A 13,686-nucleotide genomic window follows, 5' to 3' on the forward strand; every position below is an offset into this window, starting at 1 on the left:
ATTGCCCCCGCCTTGTTGTTGTTGTCGCCCCAGAAAGAACATGAGCTTCACCAGCTAAACATAACAAAAAAAGCAATATTCAACCTATGATCGAAGCGTTCTTTCCAAACCGCATGGGCCATATCGAAACAGGTTTCCCAAAAATTGCAAGGGCGGACATGGCGCAAATATGACAAAGCGCGAACTGCCCGCGTCAGGTTTGACAGTCTCGTGACATTCGCCGTAGCGTCGGGCAAAATCTGCGCCAATAAAAACAACAGGGAAACAGATGCTGGATCACGCAAACGGGGCGCCAATCGCCCAAATTCAGGGCCTGCGCGTCGAATTTCAAACCAAAGATGGCCCCGTTGTCGGCGTCGAAGATGTCAGTTTCGACATCAACCCCGGTGAGACGGTTTGCGTCGTCGGGGAATCGGGATCGGGCAAATCGGTGTCTTCGCTGTCGCTGATGCGGCTGGTCGAATACGGCGGCGGTGAAATTGCAGGCGGGCGCCTTCTTTTTGAGCGTGGTGAAAAGGGGCAGGTCGATCTGGCGGCCAGCAGCGGCAGCCTCATGCGCAAGATTCGCGGCAATGAAATCGGCATGATCTTCCAAGAGCCGATGACCGCGCTGAACCCCGTTTTTACCATCGGCAAGCAGATGACCGAGGGCCTGCGCCTGCATCTGAACATGTCCCGGCAAGAGGCCGAGGAACGTGCGTTGGAATTGATGCAGCAGGTCCGCATCCCTGAGCCTGAGCGCCGGTTGAAGCAGTACCCGCATGAGCTTTCGGGCGGTATGCGCCAGCGCGTGGTGATCGCCATGGCGCTGGCCTGCGAGCCGCGCCTGTTGATCGCGGATGAGCCCACCACCGCGCTCGACGTGACGATTCAGGCCGAAATCCTCGCCCTGATGGACCGGCTAAAGCGCGAAACCGGCACGGCGGTGATGTTCATCACCCATGACATGGCCGTGGTGGCGCAGATGGCTGACCGGGTTGTCGTCATGTTCCGCGGCAAGAAGGTCGAGGAAGGCACCGTCGAGGAGATCTTTGAGAACCCGCAGCATCCCTATACCAAAGCGCTCTTGGCCGCCGTGCCGAAATTGGGCGAGATGACGGGCAAGCCATACCCTGAGCCGATGAAGCTTTTGGGCAGTGACGACAAGGAAATCGTTCCGATCAAGGGCCGCGAAGAGGTGCTCTTGTCAGTCAAGAACCTGACCACGCGCTTTCCGGTGCAGGGCGGTTTCCTGCGCCGCACCGTGGCCAATGTGCATGCGGTCGAAGACCTGTCCTTTACGCTCAACAAAGGTCAGACGCTGAGCCTCGTTGGCGAATCGGGCTGTGGCAAATCCACCGCCGGACGGTCGATCCTGCGGCTGGTGGAGCCGATGTCGGGGGAGGTGAACCTTGACGGTGTCGACATCATGTCGCTGGACCAATCGGCCCTGCGCACCGCGCGGCTCGACATGCAGATGATCTTTCAGGATCCCTTCGCCTCGCTCAACCCGCAGATGCAGCTGGCCGATCAGGTGGCCGAGCCGATCCACAATTTCGCGACCCTCAAGGGGGCCGAAATTACCAAGCGGATCGAGATGCTCTTCGACCGGGTGGAATTGCCGCGCAGCTTCATGCGCCGCTTCCCGCATGAGCTGTCGGGTGGCCAACGCCAACGGGTCGCCATCGCCCGCGCGCTTGCGCTGAACCCCAAGCTGATCATCGCGGATGAAGCGGTCTCGGCTCTCGATGTGTCTGTGCAGGCGCAGGTGCTCAACCTGATGATGGAGCTTCAGGCCGAGATGGAGCTGTCGTTCCTCTTCATCAGCCACGACATGGCGGTGGTGGAGCGGGTGAGCCATTACGTCGGCGTCATGTATCTGGGGCGCATCGTCGAGATGGGCTCGCGCCAGCGGGTGTTTGAGAACCCGCAGCACCCCTATACCCAAGCGCTGATGAAGGCCGTTCCGATCGCCGATCCGCGGCGCCGCAAGTCCGAGAAGGACTTGAACTTCAAACCGATTCCCTCGCCGATCCACCCTGTCAGCTATCGGGCCGAGCCTTCGGTCTACCGCGAAGTGGAGCCGGGGCACCATGTGCTGACCACCGACAGTGGCTATTGAAAGAAGACCCATGACCGAACGCCTGACCCCGCTTGAGTTGATGACCAAACTCATTAGCTTTCCCACCGTGTCGCGGGACACCAACATCCCGCTGATCGACTGGGTGGCCGAGTACCTCGCCTCCCACGGGATCGAAAGCCACCGCTACGTCGATCCCGACCAGCCCAAACATGCGCTTTTCGCCCATGCGGGCCCGTGGGAGGAGGGGGCCGTCGTCCTGTCGGGCCATACCGATGTGGTGCCGGTCGACGGTCAGGCATGGGACACCGACCCTTTCACCGTGACCGAGAAAGACGGCCGCTATTACGGGCGCGGCGCCTGCGACATGAAGGGCTTCGACGCGCTGGCGATCTGGGCTTTGGTCGAGGCGCATTATGCAGACGTCAAACGCCCCCTACAGATCGCGCTCAGCTTCGACGAAGAGATTGGTTGTACCGGCGCTCCGCCGATGATTCAGGCGATGCAGGGCGTGGTGCCCAAGGGCTCGGCGGTGATCGTGGGCGAGCCTTCGACCATGCAGGCGGTGACTGGCCACAAGGGCGGCATTGGCTTTAACACGCACCTCGTGGGCTTTGAGGTGCATTCCTCGCTGCTGCACACCGGGGTCAACGCGATCATGGCGGGCGCCAAGCTCATCGAATGGGCCAACGACGTGAACAGCGACAATATGGCCGCCAAGCCGACCGAGACGGCGGCGATGTTCGACCCGCCCTTCACCACCGCCCATGTCGGTGTGATCGAAGGCGGCACGGCCCACAACATCACCGCCAAGGACTGCAAATTCGCCATGGATTTCCGCGTGGTGCCGGGTGAAGACAAAGACAAATGGGGCACCGCCTACCTCAAGAAGGTCCGTGAGGTCGAAAAGCAGATGCAGGACGTGGTGCCCGAAACCTATATCGAGACCTCGACCCGTTTCGACGTGCCCGCGCTGCAGCCCGAAAAGGACGGCGAGGCCGAGCAGATCGTGCGCCAGATCACCGGCGACAATGCCAGCCACAAAGTGAGCTACGGCACCGAAGCCGGGCAGTTCCAAGAGGCAGGGTATTCCGCCGTGATCTGTGGGCCGGGCGACATCGCGCAGGCGCACCAGCCCAATGAATTCATCGACGTGGCGCAATTCGAGGCCGGTCACGACTTTATGCGCCGGCTGCTGACCCGCTTGCAGGGCTGAGCCATCCCTGACAGACCTAGGGCAGGCCCCCCGCAGGGGCCTGTCCTTTCCACGGCCGCCCGGTGCAGCCGCGCGGTCCCAGCCTCCGGGGTTCGCATGTCCGTTTTTCCTATCACCCTTGCCACCCCTGCCAGCTACCCCCGCACCCCGCCGCGTGACAGCGAGGTGGTGGTCATCGGCGGTGGCGTGATCGGCGTCTGCACCGCCCTGTTTCTGGCGCGCGCCGGCAAACAGGTGACGCTGCTGGAAAAGGGCCGCATTGCCGCCGAACAATCCAGCCGCAACTGGGGCTGGATCCGCCAACAAGGGCGCGACCCGGATGAACTGCCGATCATGGTCGAAGCCGCGCGGCTTTGGCGCGAACTGGCCCCAGAGCTTGACCGCGACATCGGGCTGAAACAGACCGGCGTGACCTATCTGGCAAGCTCGGACGCCAAGATGCAAAGCTACGCGGACTGGCTGCCCCACGCCAAAGCCAATGGGATCGACAGCCGGTTAATGGACGCAGGCGAGGTGGCGGCGGCTTTTCCGGGGCTGAGCAAAGGCTACACCGGAGCATTGATCACCCCCTCCGACATGCGGGCCGAACCTTGGGTCGCGGTGCCAGCGCTGGCCGCCTTGGCCGTCAAAGAGGGCGTGCGCATCATCGAGAACTGCGCGGTGCGCAAGCTTGACCTCGCCGCGGGCCGCGTGGCGGGGGTGAGCACCGAAGCGGGGGCGATCCGCACGACATCGGTGGTGCTGGCGGGCGGGGCATGGTCGGCGCTTTTCCTGCGCGCGCATGGCGTCACCCTGCCGCAGCTATCCGTACGCGAAAGCGTGGTGGCGACCAACGTGCTGCCCGAGGTGCACGCCGGTGCCGTGGCCGAGGCGGGGCTGGCCTTTCGCCGCCGCGCTGATGGGGGGTATACGCTGGCTCCGGGGGCGGCGCCCGACCTCTATGTCGGGCCAGATGCCTTCCGCGCCCTGCGTCACTACCTCCCACAGTTGCGCGCCACCCCCTTTGGCCAGCGGCTGCGGATGTCCGCGCCTAAGGGCTTTCCTGACGCATGGCGCACCCCGCGCCAATGGGCCGCGGACAGCGTCAGCCCCTTTGAAGCGATGCGCATCCTTGATCCTGCCCCCGATCACCGCCGGTTGCGCCGCACGATCAAGCAGTTCGCAGCACTTTATCCCAAACTGCCACCCATCACGGCGCGCAATTCATGGGCGGGCATGATCGACACAATGCCCGATATCGTGCCGGTGGTGGACAGTTGCGCCCAAATTCCGGGCCTTGTCATTGGCACCGGCATGTCGGGCCACGGCTTTGGCATCGGGCCGGGCATGGGGCGGGTGCTGGCCGCACTGGTCATGGGCGATGCGCCGGGGCATGATCTGAGCAGATTTCGCGCCGACCGGTTCAGTGATGGCACGCCCATCCGCCCCGGTCCGGCGCTTTAACCCTATTGTTTCAAAGGACATAGCCCATGCCGATCAAGAACCGTTTCGCAGAGACCCACGCCGAGATCACCGCATGGCGCCGCCACCTGCATCAGCACCCTGAACTGATGTTCGACCTGCCCGAAACCTCGAAATTCGTCGAAGACAAGCTGCGCGGCTTTGGCATCACCGACATCACCACCGGCATCGCTCAAACCGGCGTGGTCGCGGTGATCGAGGGGCAGAGCAACACATCAGGCCGCACCATCGGGCTGCGCGCCGATATGGATGCGCTGCCGATCATGGAAGCGACGGGGCTGCCCTATGCCTCCAAGACCCCCGGCAAAATGCATGCCTGCGGCCATGACGGTCATACGGCGATGCTGCTGGGTGCTGCGCAATACCTTGCAGAGACGCGCAATTTCGATGGCCGCGTGGTGCTGATCTTCCAGCCTGCTGAAGAGGGCGGCGGCGGTGGCAGTGTCATGGTGCAAGAGGGGCTGATGGACCGCTGGGATATCGATGAGGTTTATGGCATGCATAATATGCCCGGCCATCCCACCGGGCATTTCGCAATCCGCGAGGGCGCGCTGCTGGCTGCGGCGGATGAGTTCAACATCACGCTGACGGGGCAGGGCGGCCATGCCGCGGCCCCGCATGAGGCTATCGACACCAACCTCGCTGCCGCCCATGTGTTGATCGCGCTGCAATCCATCGCCAGCCGCAACACCGACCCGCTGAAACAGGTCGTCGTCTCGGTCTGCACCCTGCGCAGCGACACCGACAGCCACAACGTCCTGCCGCATCAGGTGCTTCTGCGCGGCACGGTGCGCACACTTGACCCCGCGGTGCAGGATTTGGCCGAGCAGCGCCTGCACGACCTCACCCGCCTCACGGCGGAAGCGCATCAATGCAAAGCAGAGATCGACTATCAGCGCGGCTATCCCGTCACGCGCAACCACAGCGACCACACTCGCTATGCCGCGGAGGCTGCCGACAAGATCACCCCCGGCACCGACCGCGACACCCCGCCCATCATGGCAGGCGAAGATTTTTCCTATATGCTCAACGCGCGACCGGGCGCCTATATCATGATCGGCAACGGCGATGGGGCGACGGTGCATCACCCGGCATATGACTTTGACGATGCCGCAATCCCGGCGGGTTGCTCATGGTTCGCGCAGGTGGTTGAGGACCGGCTAGCAAGGGCGTAAGCATGTGGCAGATAAATGCGACTGCATGAAAATCAGCGCCAACCCAACTCCGGAGGATACTTCCCAAATGCCCGTTAAGAACCGATTTGCCGAGCTGCATGACGACATCACCGCATGGCGCCGCGACCTGCATGAGAACCCCGAGATCCTGTTTGAGACCCACCGCACCTCGGCCACCGTGGCCGAGAAACTGCGCAGCTTCGGCTGCGATGAGGTCGTCGAGGGCATTGGCCGCACCGGCGTCGTCGGCGTGATCAAGGGCAAGGAAACCGGATCGGGCAAGGTCATCGGGCTGCGCGCCGACATGGACGCGCTACCGATCCACGAACAGACCGGGCTTGACTATGCCTCCAAGACCGACGGCGCGATGCATGCCTGCGGCCATGACGGCCACACCGCAATGCTGCTGGGGGCGGCGCAATATCTGGCCGAGACCCGCAATTTCGACGGCACCGTCGTGGTGATTTTCCAGCCCGCCGAAGAGGGCGGCGGTGGCGGTCGCGAGATGTGCGAAGACGGTATGATGGACCGTTTTGGCATCCAAGAAGTCTATGGGATGCACAACTGGCCGGGCATGCCCACGGGCTCTTTCGGCATCCGCCCGGGGTCTTTCTTTGCTGCCACGGACCAGTTCGACATCACCTTTGAGGGCCGCGGCGGCCATGCCGCCAAGCCGCATGAGACCGTCGACACAACCGTGATGGCCGCGCAGGCCGTGCTCGCGCTGCAAACCATCACATCGCGCAATGCCGACCCGGTGGAGCAGATCGTCGTCTCGGTCACCGCCTTTGAGACATCTTCCAAAGCCTTCAACGTGATCCCGCAGCGGGTGCAGATGAAAGGCACCGTGCGCACGATGTCGGCGGATATGCGCAGCCTTGCCGAAAAGCGGATCAACGAGATTTGCAACGGCATCGCGGGCACCTTTGGCGGCACAGCGGATGTGACCTACCATCGCGGCTACCCGGTCATGGTGAACCACGAAGAGCAGACTGAGTTCGCCGCCGATGTGGCACGCTCAATCTCGGGCGATTGCGTCGAGGCGCCGTTGGTCATGGGGGGGGAAGACTTCGCCTTCATGCTCGAAGAACGCCCCGGTGCCTATATCCTCGTCGGCAACGGCGACACGGCGGCGGTGCACCATCCGGAGTATAACTTTAACGATGAGGCGATCCCGGCAGGCTGTAGCTGGTGGGCGGGTATCGTCGAGCAGCGGATGCCCGCGGCCTGATCCCACAATTGCTAATGTTGAAAGCGCGCCTCCCTCGGGGGCGCGTTTTTCTTTGGCGGGGTTAGCCGCGTTCCCAAAGCGCGTTATAGACGGCTTCGATCCCATCGGCCTCGGCCCGCGCGCTAAAGCGGTGTTCGGCCCAGTGGCGTGCGGCCTCTGACAGCGCGGTTTGGTCCTCTCGCTCAAGCAGGGAGAGCGCGGCCTGGGCCGCAGCCTCCGCCGCGCCAAGCGGCACGACCTTGCCCACACGGCCACCATTCGAAAAGGCGCCGTAATATCCCGCATCGCTGCCCACGAAGGGCACGCCCGAGGCCAGCGCTTCGAGCGGGACCATGCCATAGCCCTCGTAGCGCGGCAGTTGTACCACCAGCGACAGCGCGCGCATCAGTTTGGGCAGGTCGGCGGCCGGGTATTCGCCCACAAAAAGCAGCCGCTCCGCGAGGCCCGCCGCCTCGACCTGCGCCTTGAGCTTGGTCAGAAACGCCTCATGCTTGCCGCCCGCGCGGCCAATCACCAGCGCCACCGCGCCGGGGCGTTCGGGCAGCAGGCGCAGCATCGCCTCCACGAAAAGGTCGGTGCCTTTCTCGGGCCGAATGCGCCCCACGGTGGCGATGCCATGGGTGCCACCAAAGCCCAATTGCTCCCACGCGGCGCCCCGGTTGGTGGCGGGAGAGAAGACATCGGTATCCACCCCATGCGGCACCACGGCGCGGACATGGGGCACGAACTCCGCCGCGCGTTCGGTCGTGGCGATGACCGCGTCCATTTGCCGGATCAGCCAGCGTGGATAGGCTGAATGCAGGCGCTGCGCGGCAGAGGTGAAGACGATCCGCATATTCGCCCCGCGCACATCGCGCAGCCAAAGCGCGCTACGCATCTCGGGGTTGCGGCGGACGTGCCAGATGGCGAAGGGGCGGTCTTGGGGGGGATGTTTTCGGGTGATCCGCCCTGCGGCGGCACGGGTCAGCGGTACCGGGCAGCCGGGCAGGGGTTGGCCCACCAACACCAACTCGTGCCGATTGACCTGTTGGCGCAGCACATTGGCTGCCGTTGCCGAGACGCCGGTGAAATTGCGGTTGTAGTTGGTGACGAAAAGCTCAGGCATCGGCGCTGTCCTCTCGCAGGCGCAGGGCCGTGATCAGCCGCTCGGCAATACTGTCGAGTTTATCGGTCTGCGCTGCGGCATAGGTTTTCGACGCGGCCACACCGCTGGCGCGGGCAATATCGTTGCGCAAAAGATCCGCCACACGGTCCGCCAAATCCTGCGTGCCCGCCACCAGACGCGCAGCGCCCGCAGCCTCCATCTCGGCAAAGGTCTCGGCGAAATTGGCGACATGGGTGCCCGAAAGCACCATCGCCCCGGCCTGCGCAACCTCATAGGGGTTATGCCCCCCGATCGGGTGTAGCGATCCGCCCAGAAAGACGATGTCGGACAGCGCGTACCAGGTGCCCAGCTCGCCCAATGTGTCGGCCAGATAGACCTGCTCGCGCGGCATGTCGCCCCGCGTCCGGCGGCCATGGGTCAATCCGACGCTGGCGATGAGACCGGCCACCTCGTCCCCGCGTTCCGGATGGCGGGGGACAAGGATCAGACATAGGTCGGGGACCTGTTCGAGCAGTTGCCGATGCGCCTCTAATACCGCTTTCTCCTCGCCCGGATGGGTGGAGGAGGCGATCCAGACCGGGCGCTCGCCCAAGGCCGCACGGGCCTGCGCGATGGTGTCATCGTCCTGCGGCAGGGGGCCTGCCATAGACTTGAGGTTGATCCCCGGAGCGACCCGATCGGCGGGCGCGTTGATGGTGGTCATGGCCCGCGCCATTGCGTCATTCTGCGTCAGGATCAGGTCAAACACACCAAAGAGAAACCCCGCCAGCGCGGGCTGTTTCTGCCAGCGTTCGATAGAGCGTTGCGAGAGGCGCGCGTTGATCAGCGCCATTGGCGTGCCACGCGCATGGGTCCGCTGCAGCATCTGCGGCCAAAGCTCGCTCTCGACGAAAAGCGCCGCGTCGGGTCGCCAATGGTTGAGGAACCGCTTTAGCGGGCCGGGGGCGTCGAGCGGGGCGAATTGATGCCGGCTGCGCGGCGGCAGGCGTCGGTCCACCAGCCGGGCCGAGGTCGCGGTGCCGGAGGTGATGAGGAAATGCGCCTGGGGCAGCGCGCGGCCCATCCGGTCAATCAGCGCCAAAACCGACAGGCTTTCCCCGACAGAGGCGGCGTGAAACCAGATCAGCGGCCCCTCGGGGCGCGGCTGGCTGGCGTGGCCAAGCTTTTCGCGCACGCGTTTCGGCTCAACCTCGGCCCGGCGCAGCTTGGCCATGGATTGCCGTCCGGCGATGGGCAGCATCAAAGTGCTTGCCGCGACCCATGCCCGGTAGAGGAACGGCGTGGTCATCGGGCTCAGCCGCCCGTGTGGCTCATGTGGCGCGGCATCTGCCCGTCGACGCGCTGGCGGGAATAGTCGAAATCATGCCCCTTGGGCTTGCGGTCGATCGCCGCGCGGATCGCCTCTTGCAGCGGGACATCCGTATCGGGGTGATCGCGCAGTGGGGCGCGCAGATCGGCCACGTCTTCTTGGCCCAGACACATGAAAATCTCACCGGTGCAGGTGACCCGCACGCGGTTGCAGCTTTCGCAGAAATTATGGCTCAGCGGGGTGATGAAGCCGATTTTCTGGCCTGTCTCTTCGAGCCGCACATAGCGGGCCGGGCCGCCGGTCCGCTCAGCCAGATCGGTAACGGTATAATGTTCGGCATAGCGCGCGCGCACGTCTTTGAGGGACCAGAACTGACCAAATCGGTCTTCGTTGCCCAGATCGCCCATCGGCATGACTTCGATCCATGTCAGGTCAATCCCACGCTCGGCGCACCACTCGGTGATGCGCGGCAGTTCGGGTTCGTTAAAACCTTTAAGCGCCACAGCGTTGATCTTGATCTTCAGGCCCGCGCGCTGCGCCGCGTCGATCCCGCGCAGCACCTGCGGCAGGCGCCCCCAGCGGGTGATGTCCGCGAATTTCTGCTCGTTCAGCGTGTCGAGAGAGACATTCACCCGCCGCACGCCCGCAGCATAGAGATCATCGGCAAAGCGTTCAAGCTGGCTGCCATTGGTGGTCAGCGTCAGCTCCTTCAGCTTGCCGCTGTCGAGGTGCCGCTTCATGCCGTCGAAGAAGGTCATGATGCCGCGCCGGACCAGTGGCTCGCCACCGGTGATGCGCAGCTTTTCGACGCCGAGGTTGATGAAGTTGCTGCACAGGCGGTCCAGCTCCTCAAGCGTTAGCAATTCCTTCTTGGGCAGGAAGGTCATGTTTTCCGACATGCAATAGACGCAGCGAAAATCGCAGCGGTCAGTGACGGAGACGCGCAGGTAGGTGATTGCGCGCATGAAAGGGTCGATAAGGGGTGCTGTCATGCCTCATAGGTAATGCCCCGCCCACTGCGGGGCAAGCGGCATTTGGACGATTGTTAAGGGGGCAGGGCGCGGATAGGCTGCGCGGATGACACGTATTATCTTACCGCTTTTCATCGTCGCCGCCACGGCAGGCTGCAGCACCCTGTCGGACCGTTTCGGCATGGATGCCTCCCAGTCCGAGCCTGCGGCCGCATCTGCCCCGACCAAAGCCCCGGCAGAGGCCGCAACCGCGACCGCGCCGGCCGCTGCGACGCCGCCCGCCGCATCTCCGATCACGACCGGGGGCAGCAGTGCCGAGGCGCTTGATACAACCACCGCCGCCGAGCGCGAAGCAGCCAGCCGTGCGCCCGCCAGCATCGGTGCCGCCTTGGGGACGACAGTGGTCAGTCTGGGCAGCGCGACAGAGCCGGGCTTGTGGTTGAAAACACCTCTCGTCGACGCCGAACAGCCGGGCCGGGTGACAAATCCCGCAACGGGCAAATCGGCCGCCGTGACCCTGATCCCGCTGGAGGGGCCTGCAACCGCAGGCAGCCGCATGTCGCTGCCCGCTTTGCGTTTGATTGGCGCTTCCCTGACAGATCTCACCACGGTCGAAGTCTCGACCGAAGGGTAAGGCGCGGGGTCAGCCTGCGCCGTCTGACTTTTTCAGCAGGCGTAGCGCTTCTTTCACCGCGAAAGGTTTCATCGCCTCCCCATGGGTGGCGACAAAGGCGCGGGTGCGCTCGGGATCGTGTTTCGACAGGTCGCGCAGCCACCAACCGATCGCCTTTTGGATGAACCAACGGTGATCCGGCACCATCGTCGCGGCCCAGCCTAGGATGCGGTCCCGCGCGGCAAGCTCTTCTGGTTTAGGATTGTTCTGCTTGGTCCACGGTAGGGTCGACACCAGCGCGGCCCGCCGCGTCCAGAGATGATCGGAGGCGACCCAGCCTTCCACTTCGTCCAGACGTGTCGGATCGGCCACCAGACGTTTCTGCGCGGCCATGCTGGCATGGTCGGCAATCGCCCAACTGTCGAAATCCGCGGTCCAGCTTGCGATCAACGCCCATGCGGCTTGATCGTCGGGGCGCAGTCGCGCTTGGGTCAGCAGCTTTGCTGCCGCGACGCGGGCCTCGAAAATATCCGACTGCCACAGGCCGTCGGCAAGGGCGACACGGCCCTCAACATCGAGTGCGTCGCGCCAGTTCTGGGCAAGCTCTGCAATCTGCGGATTGGTGAGGCCAAGGTAGCGCCGGTCGGCTTTGTGATAGGCGCGCATCTCTTCGGCGCGGGCCGGGTTGGCCTGCGCTTCGAGGTCCTCAAGGGCGGTTTCCAAATTCATTCCACCGTCACCGATTTCGCCAGATTGCGCGGCTGGTCCACATCCGTGCCTTTGGCAACGGCGGTGTGATAGGCCAGCAACTGCGCCGGAACCGCATAGAGGATCGGGGCCAGTGCATCCGGGACGGGGGGCATTTCGATGCTGAACCAGACGCCTTCATTGGCTTCGGCCTGACCTTTGGAGTCGGAAATCAGGATCACCTTGCCCTTGCGCGCCATGACCTCTTGCATGTTGCTGACGGTCTTGTCGAAGAGCGCGTCGCGCGGCGCCATAACGACCACCGGCACATGCTCATCCACCAGTGCGATGGGGCCGTGCTTCAGTTCACCTGATGCATAAGCTTCGGCGTGTATGTAGCTGATTTCCTTTAGTTTTAAGGCGCCTTCGAGAGCGAGGGGATACATCTGACCTCGGCCAAGGAACAGCACGTCACGGGCATGGGAGAGCTTGAGCGCGGCCTCTTGCATTGTGTCGTTCTGTTCAAGCGCCGTGCTGATGATCGCGGGCAGCCCCCGCAGGCTTGAGATGTGATCGGCGAATGTCTCGGCGCTGATCGCGTCGCGGTCCCGTGCGGCCTTGAGAACCAGCGCAAAAAGCACGACCAATTGGCAGGTGAAGGCTTTGGTTGAGGCGACGCCAACCTCGACACCGGCATGGATCGGCAAGGCCAGATCGCTTTCGCGGGCGATGGAGCTTTCGGGCACGTTGACGACGGAAAGGATACGCGCGGCTTTGCCCTCGCAATAGCGCAGGGCGGCCAGCGTATCTGCGGTTTCCCCTGATTGGCTGACGAAAACCGCCAGCGTACGCGGCGGGATCGGCGGCTCACGGTAGCGGAATTCCGAGGCGACATCGACTTCGACCGGCAGACGGGCGATCTTTTCAAACCAGTATTTCGCGGTGAAACAGGCATAGGACGCAGTGCCGCAGGCCACCATGACGATCCGGTCAAACTGCGTAAAATCAATATCTTGCGCGCTGATGTTGATCTCGCCTTCGGGGGTCAGGTAGTGGCCGATGGCCGCACCGATCACGCCGGGTTGCTCGGCGATCTCTTTGGCCATGAAGTGCTTGTGCCCGGCCTTGTCGATGCGGGTGCTGTCAATCTGCACGGATTTGATTGCGCGGTTGGCCAGCGCCCCGTTGCGGTCGGTGATCTCTACCGACGTGCGGGTGAGGACGGCGCAATCCCCCTCTTCGAGATAGGCAATTCGGTTGGTCAGCGGGGCCAGCGCGATGGCATCGCTGCCCACATACATCTCACCCTCACCATAGCCGATGGCCAAGGGGGACCCCTTGCGCGCCGCGATCATCAGGTCTTCGTGCCCGTCAAAAAGGAATGCCAGCGCAAAGGCGCCTTCGAGGCGGGCGAGGGTCTGTTTGGCGGCCTCCACCGGGCCTGCGCCCTGCGCCATATGATGCTGGGTCAGCAGGGCGACGGTTTCGGTATCGGTCTCGGTCACGAAATGCGCGCCATGTTCGGCCAGTTCTGCCCGCAGTTCGCGGAAGTTTTCGATGATCCCGTTGTGCACCACGGCTACCGGCCCGGCCTGATGCGGGTGGGCGTTGGTCACGCTCGGCGCGCCATGGGTGGCCCAGCGGGTGTGACCGATGCCGGACTTGCCCGCCAGCGGCTCATGCACCAGCGCGTCCGAGAGGTTCACCAGCTTGCCCAAGGCGCGACGACGGTCGAGTTTGCCGTTGTTCAGCGTGGCAATGCCAGCACTGTCATAGCCGCGATATTCCAGCCGTTTCAACGACTCTACCAGAATGGGAGCGACTTCATGGGTGCCAAGCACCCCCACAATTCCACACAT

11 protein-coding genes are annotated in these 13,686 nt (G+C 63.7%); 6 read left to right on the plus strand and 5 right to left on the minus strand.

The features are described 5' to 3' along the window. The first annotated feature begins 268 nt into the window (after positions 1 to 268). The 5 genes from T8A63_RS05860 to T8A63_RS05880 all read left to right on the plus strand — a co-directional run bounded on the left by T8A63_RS05860 (position 269) and on the right by T8A63_RS05880 (position 7,142). Positions 269 to 2,101 carry an ABC transporter ATP-binding protein gene (locus T8A63_RS05860; protein WP_300052058.1) on the plus strand — a complete coding sequence of 611 codons (1,833 nt, stop codon included), beginning with the start codon at positions 269 to 271 and terminating at the stop codon, positions 2,099 to 2,101. Between the two features lie 10 nt (positions 2,102 to 2,111). Next, on the plus strand, positions 2,112 to 3,275 hold the full coding sequence (gene argE / locus T8A63_RS05865; protein ID WP_300052055.1) for an acetylornithine deacetylase: 1,164 nt from the start codon (positions 2,112 to 2,114) through the stop codon (positions 3,273 to 3,275). A gap of 96 nt (positions 3,276 to 3,371) precedes the next feature. Beyond that, positions 3,372 to 4,718: an FAD-dependent oxidoreductase gene (locus T8A63_RS05870; protein WP_322345254.1), complete on the plus strand. Its 1,347-nt coding sequence runs from the start codon at positions 3,372 to 3,374 to the stop codon at positions 4,716 to 4,718. A gap of 26 nt (positions 4,719 to 4,744) precedes the next feature. Beyond that, positions 4,745 to 5,911, plus strand: a complete 1,167-nt coding sequence (locus tag T8A63_RS05875; RefSeq protein WP_322345255.1) for a M20 aminoacylase family protein — start codon at positions 4,745 to 4,747, stop codon at positions 5,909 to 5,911. Between the two features lie 67 nt (positions 5,912 to 5,978). Continuing rightward, the gene (locus tag T8A63_RS05880; RefSeq protein WP_067625667.1) at positions 5,979 to 7,142 is read left to right on the plus strand and encodes a M20 aminoacylase family protein; all 1,164 of its coding nucleotides are present in this window, start codon (positions 5,979 to 5,981) and stop codon (positions 7,140 to 7,142) included. A gap of 61 nt (positions 7,143 to 7,203) precedes the next feature. Here the strand turns inward: T8A63_RS05880 and T8A63_RS05885 are convergent, their stop codons facing one another. Genes T8A63_RS05885 through moaA form a run of 3 tightly spaced genes read right to left on the minus strand, consistent with a single transcriptional unit; the run spans position 7,204 to position 10,548 of the window. Further along, positions 7,204 to 8,247, minus strand: a complete 1,044-nt coding sequence (locus T8A63_RS05885) for a glycosyltransferase family 4 protein (protein WP_322345256.1) — start codon at positions 8,245 to 8,247, stop codon at positions 7,204 to 7,206. Then, complete coding sequence (locus T8A63_RS05890; protein ID WP_322345257.1) at positions 8,240 to 9,535, minus strand: 3-deoxy-D-manno-octulosonic acid transferase; 1,296 nt, start codon at positions 9,533 to 9,535, stop codon at positions 8,240 to 8,242. The genes T8A63_RS05885 and T8A63_RS05890 overlap by 8 nt, the downstream gene beginning before the upstream one ends. A 5-nt stretch (positions 9,536 to 9,540) precedes the next feature. Continuing rightward, positions 9,541 to 10,548, minus strand: coding sequence for a GTP 3',8-cyclase MoaA (gene moaA / locus T8A63_RS05895; RefSeq protein ID WP_322345258.1), 1,008 nt, complete (start codon positions 10,546 to 10,548; stop codon positions 9,541 to 9,543). 85 nt (positions 10,549 to 10,633) lie between these two features. On the opposite strand from moaA, the gene T8A63_RS05900 reads away from it, so the two are divergent. Further along, a complete protein-coding gene (locus tag T8A63_RS05900; protein WP_322345259.1) occupies positions 10,634 to 11,161 on the plus strand; it encodes a hypothetical protein in 528 nt (175 codons plus the stop codon). A 9-nt stretch (positions 11,162 to 11,170) separates the two neighbouring features. Here the strand turns inward: T8A63_RS05900 and T8A63_RS05905 are convergent, their stop codons facing one another. Together T8A63_RS05905 and glmS are read right to left on the minus strand one after the other, a co-directional pair. Next, complete coding sequence (locus T8A63_RS05905; RefSeq protein WP_322345260.1) at positions 11,171 to 11,869, minus strand: DNA alkylation repair protein; 699 nt, start codon at positions 11,867 to 11,869, stop codon at positions 11,171 to 11,173. Beyond that, positions 11,866 to 13,686 (minus strand): glutamine--fructose-6-phosphate transaminase (isomerizing), encoded by a 1,821-nt coding sequence (glmS, locus tag T8A63_RS05910; RefSeq protein ID WP_322345261.1) that lies wholly within the window; start codon positions 13,684 to 13,686, stop codon positions 11,866 to 11,868. Before glmS ends, T8A63_RS05905 begins: the two co-directional genes overlap by 4 nt.

The sequence above is a fragment of the Sulfitobacter sp. OXR-159 genome (assembly GCF_034377145.1).
Lineage (GTDB): Bacteria > Pseudomonadota > Alphaproteobacteria > Rhodobacterales > Rhodobacteraceae > Sulfitobacter.

Coding starts and splice junctions, on each gene's coding strand:
- T8A63_RS05900 (WP_322345259.1), top strand. CDS start 10,634: ATGACACGTATTATCTTACCGCTTTTCATCGTCGCCGCCACGGCAGGC.
- T8A63_RS05880 (WP_067625667.1), top strand. CDS start 5,979: ATGCCCGTTAAGAACCGATTTGCCGAGCTGCATGACGACATCACCGCA.
- T8A63_RS05890 (WP_322345257.1), bottom strand. CDS start 9,535: ATGACCACGCCGTTCCTCTACCGGGCATGGGTCGCGGCAAGCACTTTG.
- moaA (WP_322345258.1), bottom strand. CDS start 10,548: ATGACAGCACCCCTTATCGACCCTTTCATGCGCGCAATCACCTACCTG.
- T8A63_RS05860 (WP_300052058.1), top strand. CDS start 269: ATGCTGGATCACGCAAACGGGGCGCCAATCGCCCAAATTCAGGGCCTG.
- T8A63_RS05905 (WP_322345260.1), bottom strand. CDS start 11,869: ATGAATTTGGAAACCGCCCTTGAGGACCTCGAAGCGCAGGCCAACCCG.
- T8A63_RS05875 (WP_322345255.1), top strand. CDS start 4,745: ATGCCGATCAAGAACCGTTTCGCAGAGACCCACGCCGAGATCACCGCA.
- glmS (WP_322345261.1), bottom strand. CDS start 13,686: ATGTGTGGAATTGTGGGGGTGCTTGGCACCCATGAAGTCGCTCCCATT.
- T8A63_RS05885 (WP_322345256.1), bottom strand. CDS start 8,247: ATGCCTGAGCTTTTCGTCACCAACTACAACCGCAATTTCACCGGCGTC.
- T8A63_RS05870 (WP_322345254.1), top strand. CDS start 3,372: ATGTCCGTTTTTCCTATCACCCTTGCCACCCCTGCCAGCTACCCCCGC.
- argE (WP_300052055.1), top strand. CDS start 2,112: ATGACCGAACGCCTGACCCCGCTTGAGTTGATGACCAAACTCATTAGC.